We start from the raw sequence: 6,555 nt of genomic DNA on the forward strand, positions 1-6,555 counted from the left end.
CTGCGGATCGGATCCATGTGGTTCAGCCCCAGTTGCGGGGGGCTGAACCGGATGCGCAGGATTTACCAGTCGGTGCGCTCGTAGGTGTCGGTGTTGATCTGCGTCACCTCGGGTGCCTGTTGCACCACGACAGGCTCTGCCATCACGTCGGGTTGACCTGCGCCACCGCCGTCGCCCGCGTCGCCGCCATCACCACCGTCGTCGCTGCCGGCCGCGTCCCAGGCCCCCATGTCGGCGGCGCCTGCTTCTGCTCCGGCTGCGGATGGGGCCGGATCCACATCCGGCAGGTCCGGATCGGGTGCGGTTTCCGGATCGCCCACCGGGATCGAGAATTCGCTGCTGCTGCTGACGGGCGCGCCATTGAAGGCGGTATCGTTGACAGTGATTTCGCCGTTGATTTCCCCCTCGTAACCGGGTGGCGGAGAGACCTCCAGCGCGTCGATGTTCCAGCCGGACAGATCAACCGGGTTGCCATCCGTCACGATGGCGTTGTCACCACTGGTCACTATAGTGTTCGGCGGTAATCCTTCGACCCCGACGGTTGCGCTGTCGCTTGCATTGGAGAGATCAATGCCGACGTCCAGTGTGCCATTGACCTCGACTGCAAGGTCTTGATCCGCTTGCAGCACTTCCCGCCCGTCGGAATCCGGACCTTCCCATTCCAGTTTCAGCCCGGCGCGGCCATAGTTTTCGAAATAGCGTACTTCGATATCGTGGGTGCCGGGTTCCAGCGTGATCTGACCGGAGTCGCCACGGTAGGAATGGTTGCCATCGTCGCGCAGGACCTCTTCGCCGTTGGCATAAACCACCACACCATCGTCGGCAGAGGTGAAGAACGTATAGTCTCCGCCCTCTTCCACGGTCACTTTGCCTTCGATCCGGGTGGCAAAGGTATCTTTCGATCCCTCCTCCCAGAAACTGTCGTGGCTGTTGGTGTAGTTGATCTCGCTCTGATGGTCCTGATGGGTTGGCGTGGCGTCCCAATCGACGTCATCCAGCTTGCCGATGCTGTGATTGACGTCTAGGTAATCGGCCTTGAACCCGGTGACCATGGCAGCCGAGGGTTCGGTGATCTGGGCCTCGCCGACCTCCATCGTGATGTGTTGATTGATCGGGTTGTTGCCATTGCTGTCGCTCATGCTGAGGTTGGCAGAAACCTCCCCGACATAATCGTATGGCGGTGTGATCATCAGCATTTCGCTGTCCATGCCAGTGATGTCGGCATGGCCATCGGCATCCGCGATCAGGGTTTCACCGCCAACCTCGACCACGGTGCCCGGGGGCAGTCCGTCCAGGGCCAGGGTGGTGTCCTCGCTCAACCCGCTGTCGGGGTGTGAGACATTCATCGCGATGGGCATGCCCGAGACGGTCTGTGCTTCGGACATATCCGGTGCGGTGACCAGCTCTGGCCCATCCATGCCGGGGCCTTCCCACTCCAGCTTCAGCCCGGCGTGGCCGTAGTTTTCGAAATACCGCACCTCGATGTGGTGGGTGCCGGGTTCAAGGGTCACCTCGCCTGATTTGGTCTGATAGGCGTGCAGGCCGTCGTTTTTGACCACAGGCTGACCGTTCACCATCAGTTGGGCGCCATCATCGCCGCCCAGATCGAAGCGGTAGGTGCCGCCTTCGTCAACCTGAACGGCGCCGCTGATTTCCACGCCAAAGGTTTCGGTGTCACCGCCTTCCCAGAAGGAATTGGCGCTGTTTTCGTAGTTGATGTCGGTGACCAGTTCCTGATGGGTCGGTTCGGCGTCCCAATCCACATCGTCCAGCGAGGACAGGCGTTGGTCGACATCGAAATACTGCGCGTGAAACCCGGTCTGAACCGTCAGATCCGCCATATCGGCGACACCAACGGTAAAGGTTTCCGAGGTCGAGAGCCCCCCTGAATCCGTAACCGTGACCTCTACATCAACCGCGGCGGCCTCTTCATAGTCGAGCGACGCGGTCTCTTTCAGGCGCAGGAGCCCATCGACCACTTCGAAACGGTCATCCGAGACCTCGAACATATGGCTGTCATCGGCGTCGGGGTCTTCGAAGTTCACCCGGTTGATGATGGCACCGCTGACATTTTCGGCCACCATATTCGGCACCGATGTGACAGAGATATTGTCGACCAAGGCACCGTAGGTGTCGTTCTGATCAGCGGCCTCGCGCAGTTCCAGTTTATCCTCGCCGGTGCCGACCACCTGCATTTCGAAGGTGGTCCATTCCTTGCTGTCCGGGTCCAGCTGGCCGACCAGTTCGTCGTTCCAATAGACCTCAACCGTGTCGGTGCCATTGGTCAGCCGTTCGCGCAGATCCATGCCCAGATCATAGACCTGGCCTTCATTGGTCTGCAGGGTCTGGCTGATGCTGTCGATGCCGCGCCCGGAGTCCATTTCCAGGTGCTGATCGCCGTCAGAGGCGCGGGTGCGGCCCAGTTGATCCCAGACCTCCATGCTGGTGTCCGTGTCCCAACCGCCGGAATTATCCTCGCGGAAGGCCCGCCAGCGCCCGGCATTGAGATCGAATTCCTCAAAACTGCCGTTCTGCACCAGATTTTCACTCTCCCCCCCGAGGGTGAGATTGGTTGGCGCTTCGTTCTGGTCGTTGACCTCGACGGTGAAGTCTTCGGTATGGCTGGTGCCTGCGGCGTCTGTGACGGTGACCTGGACGTCGATCTCGGCCTCATCCTCGTGGTTGAGGGTGACGCCTTCCTTCAGTTGCAGCTGGCCATCGACGACCTCAAACCGGTCGTCGGAGACGCTGTAGCTATGGGTGTCATTGGCGTCCTCGTCCTGCGCGGAGAGCGATCCAACGACGGCACCGTCGGCGTTTTCATCGACGGCAGAGCCTGCGAGGTTGACGCCAGTGACGGCATCGTTCTGGTCGTTGACCTCGACGGTAAAGTCTTCGGTGTGGCTGGTCCCTGCAGCGTCGGTGACGGTGACCTGGACGTCGATCTCGGCCTCGTCCTCGTGGTTGAGGGTGACGCCGTCCTTTAGCTGCAGCTGGCCGTCGACAACCTCAAACCGGTCGTCCGAGACGCTGTAGCTGTGGGTGTCATTGGCGTCCTCGTCCTGCGCGGAGAGTGACCCGACGACGGCGCCATCGGCGTTCTCATCGACGGCAGAGCCTGCGAGGTTCACGCCAGTGACGGCGTCGTTCTGGTCGTTGACCTCGACGGTGAAGTCTTCGGTATGGCTGGTGCCTGCGGCGTCTGTGACGGTGACCTGGACGTCGATCTCGGCCTCATCCTCGTGGTTGAGGGTGACGCCGTCCTTCAGCTGCAGTTGGCCGTCGACGACCTCAAACCGGTCATCGGAGACGCTGTAGCTGTGGGTGTCATTGGCGTCCTCATCCTGTGCCGACAGTGATCCGACAACGGCGCCATCGGCGTTTTCATCGACTGATGAGTCGGAGAGAGAGACCCCGTCGGGCGCGTGGTTGCTTGGGCCCCGTACGACCGCGGGGGCGTCTGTGTCGTCATCGGGATCACCTGTTTGATCGCCACCGGTTTCCCCGCCTGGTTCCCCATCGGTATCCGGCTGGGTCGTGTCATCAGGATCTGTGGATCCGCCTGATGTGTCGCCATCGGTTGGGGTGGTTGGATCGGTCGTCTGGTCCGGGGTTGAGGGTGTCACTGACGGTGTGACAGGATCCGGCTCGACCGGGTCGGTTTGATCCGTATCTGGGGTTGTTGGCGCAGTCTCCGGATCCGTTTGTGTCGCGGTTGGTTGCGAACCTCCTGCCGGACCAGAGGGAACACCGCCGCCAAGGAAGCTGCCATCAGGCTGAGCGGCCGGGGCGGCGCCCTGACCTTGCTCTTGCCCGCGCGCTTGCCCGCCTGTTTGATCGCCCGGTTGCCCGCTATTGGTGTCAGCGTTATTTGGACTGGTGCCGCCGGTTGGCACGCTGTTTGAGGAGGCCGTGGCAGGCGCGTTGGCGGCTGCTGTTGTGGTCTGGCTTGCGTTCGCAGCGGCGTCTTGGCCCGGGGTGTTTGGCTGTGGCGTAGACGGATTTTGCGTGGATGTGGCAGCGGCTTGGGGGTCGCCAGAGGTGCCCGGTGCGGTCTGGCCCATGGCGCCATTGGCATTGCCATGGTCCACCATATCGCCTTCTTGCTGGGCGCCGGTGTGCAGCGTGCTGCGCGTCTGATCGTCTGGGGCGATCTCGGCCCCTTTGGCCATCTGGGCGGCAAAGGCTTCTTTCTCGGCCTGGTCCTTAGCGCTTTGATTGCCCGCCACTTTGCCGGTCATTGCGCCCGGTTTGAACTGTTCACCCATCGTCACACCCCCTTGTGCGAAACCACATCTGCGGACTATCCGCGCCGACGGATTGACCAATCGTTAATCTCTTGGCTCGAACTGCGGAGAATTTGACTCGAAGTGCGCCCGAAACGATGGCGTGGGTTTAGGAAACCGAAAGGAATTTGCGGCGACGTTAACGGTACTTATTCGGGTGGTACGGTGACGTAGATGGAAATGGATGAATTCAGCGGACAGCGCAATTCGGTCGCTGTGAAAGTGCCGGTTTGGGCAGCGTCCTTATCGTTGAACGTGGTCGCGCTGGTGATGCCGGTGGTCATTTTGCTGATCTTTGACCGCGTTATTCCGTTCCAATCCGTGGAAACGCTGCAGATGCTGACGCTGTTGTTGGTGGCGAGCGCCGGGGTGGAGATCATCCTGCGCTGGAGTCGGGCGACGCTGTTGAACGCCTCTGCCGAGCGTGCGGCCGTATCCAACAACCGCCGTTTTGTGCAAAAGATCCTGGCGGCTGATCCGCAGGCCTTCGCGAAAGAGGCGCCGCCTGCCTATCTGGATCGCTTTTCCGCGATCGGGCAGCTGCGTGATCACCATGCTGGCCAGAACCATGCGCTGCTGATCGATTTGCCGTTCACGCTGGTTTTTGCGCTGATGGTTGCGGTGATCGGTGGGTGGCTGGTGCTGGTGCCCGTTGCGGGGCTGGCAGCGGTGCTGCTGTTTTCCCTGTTCATGAAGCGGGCGCAGTGGGCTTTGTTCGATGCGCGCAAGGGGCTGGACAACCGGCGCTATACCTTCCTGTCCGAAGTGCTGTCGGCGAGCCAAACGGTGAAAGCCAACCGAATGGAACGGCAGATGACCCGGCGGTTTGAACTGCTGGAGGATCAGACCGTTGAAATCAGCCACAAACTGATCCGCTTTTCGGGATTGGCACAGAGTTTCGGGGCCATTTTTGGCCAGGTTTCAGTCGCGACGATGGGGCTCCTTGGGGCCTATTTGGTTATTCAGGAGTTCATTGGCATCGCGGAACTGGCGGCTTGTATGCTGCTCAATGGACGCATCGTGCAGCCCCTGACGAAGTTGATGACGCTTTGGGTGCAGTCGGAAAATCTTACGGTGTCCTGGAGCAAACTGCGGGAGATCGATGGGCTGCCTGCTGTGCCGCGAGGGGCCGGTGTGGCGCAACCTTTGAAGGGGCGGATTGATCTGTCGGATCTGATCCTGACCCAGAACAGCACACTAGGAGGCAGCGCAGTAACGGGCAGCGCGGCAGGAGGTGCTGTGCGCATGGAGTCTGTGACCGTGCATCCGGGCGAGGTTCTGGTGATCGAGGCGCAGTCAGATTGGGCTGCACAGGCGCTGCAGGATGTGATCACCGGACAGCGACCGCCCGCGTCCGGGCGGCTGCGCATTGATGGTCTGCCAGCGCAGGACCGGGTGGCCCAACGGGGCCGTGATGCGATTGTGGTGCTGGAGGATGATCCGGCCATTTTGTCGGGTACGCTGCTGGAAAACATCTCTGCGTTTGGCGATGCCGAGCAGGTTGAGCGCGCCAAGGAGATTGCCGAAAAGCTGGGCTTGGAGCGGCGGGTGCATCGGTTGCCCATGGGGTACAACACGGCGCTGGGGCAGGGCAGCGGATTTGAAAATGATCCGGTCAATCGCCAGCTGATTGCCCTGACCCGGGTGTTGGCGCTGCAGCCACGGATCTTGCTGATGCGGGAGCCGACAGCTGTTTTGGACACGCGCGAACGGGATGCTTTGGCGGCCTGTCTTGCCACGCTTGAACACAGCCCGACCCTGGTGATCGACAGCCCCGATCCCCGCATGAAGCGGTTGGCGACGGTCACCGCAGAGCTGATTGACCTGCACCAGGACGACATCAATGCCTGGGAGGCGGATGCCAAAGCAGATGCCCATGAGGCGCAGGCACTGAGAAAGGACGTGGCATGAGCATGGTGACAACTCAGGATGCCAACCTTCTGTTGAAGCATCTGCTGTTAGTTGGCGGTTGGAAGAACAGCGATGACACCATCGCCGAGGCGTTTCCCCATATGTCGGAGCATCTGAGCCCGACCGATCTGGTGCAGACCTTGGAGAACCTGAAGGTGCCGTTCGTGCGCACCAGGTGCAAAGAGCGGCAGATCACCGATGATGAATGCCCGGCTCTGGTGTGTCGAGAACATTCTGAATTGTCCGGTGTAGGTAACATGCCAATTGTCCGCTTCAGTTAGTACCGCAGCAGCCCAAATCGGAACGAGCCGTAGGCGACTGGAGATTTGGGCTGCTGCGTTCGCACGCGTCGAAGCGG

At 60.9% G+C, this 6,555-nt stretch carries 3 protein-coding genes; 2 read left to right on the plus strand and 1 reads right to left on the minus strand.

Annotated features, from left to right (window positions below; genetic code table 11):
- Positions 1 to 62: 62 nt before the first annotated feature.
- The gene (locus Q0C28_RS09005) at positions 63 to 4,268 is read right to left on the minus strand and encodes a PA14 domain-containing protein (protein ID WP_293574978.1); all 4,206 of its coding nucleotides are present in this window, start codon (positions 4,266 to 4,268) and stop codon (positions 63 to 65) included.
- 192 nt (positions 4,269 to 4,460) lie between these two features.
- Between Q0C28_RS09005 and Q0C28_RS09010 the strand changes: the two genes are divergently transcribed.
- Both Q0C28_RS09010 and Q0C28_RS09015 read left to right on the plus strand, forming a co-directional pair.
- A complete protein-coding gene (locus Q0C28_RS09010) occupies positions 4,461 to 6,197 on the plus strand; it encodes an ABC transporter transmembrane domain-containing protein (RefSeq protein ID WP_293574980.1) in 1,737 nt (578 codons plus the stop codon).
- Positions 6,194 to 6,478: a hypothetical protein gene (locus Q0C28_RS09015; RefSeq protein ID WP_293574982.1), complete on the plus strand. Its 285-nt coding sequence runs from the start codon at positions 6,194 to 6,196 to the stop codon at positions 6,476 to 6,478. Before Q0C28_RS09010 ends, Q0C28_RS09015 begins: the two co-directional genes overlap by 4 nt.
- Positions 6,479 to 6,555: the final 77 nt, after the last annotated feature.

The sequence above is a fragment of the Phaeobacter sp. genome, from assembly GCF_022825805.1.
GTDB lineage: Bacteria > Pseudomonadota > Alphaproteobacteria > Rhodobacterales > Rhodobacteraceae > Phaeobacter.

What these genes read in the sequence shown, in the direction of transcription:
- Q0C28_RS09005 (WP_293574978.1), bottom strand. Translation starts at nt 4,268, where the DNA reads ATGGGTGAACAGTTCAAACCGGGCGCAATGACCGGCAAAGTGGCGGGC.
- Q0C28_RS09010 (WP_293574980.1), top strand. Translation starts at nt 4,461, where the DNA reads ATGGAAATGGATGAATTCAGCGGACAGCGCAATTCGGTCGCTGTGAAA.
- Q0C28_RS09015 (WP_293574982.1), top strand. Translation starts at nt 6,194, where the DNA reads ATGAGCATGGTGACAACTCAGGATGCCAACCTTCTGTTGAAGCATCTG.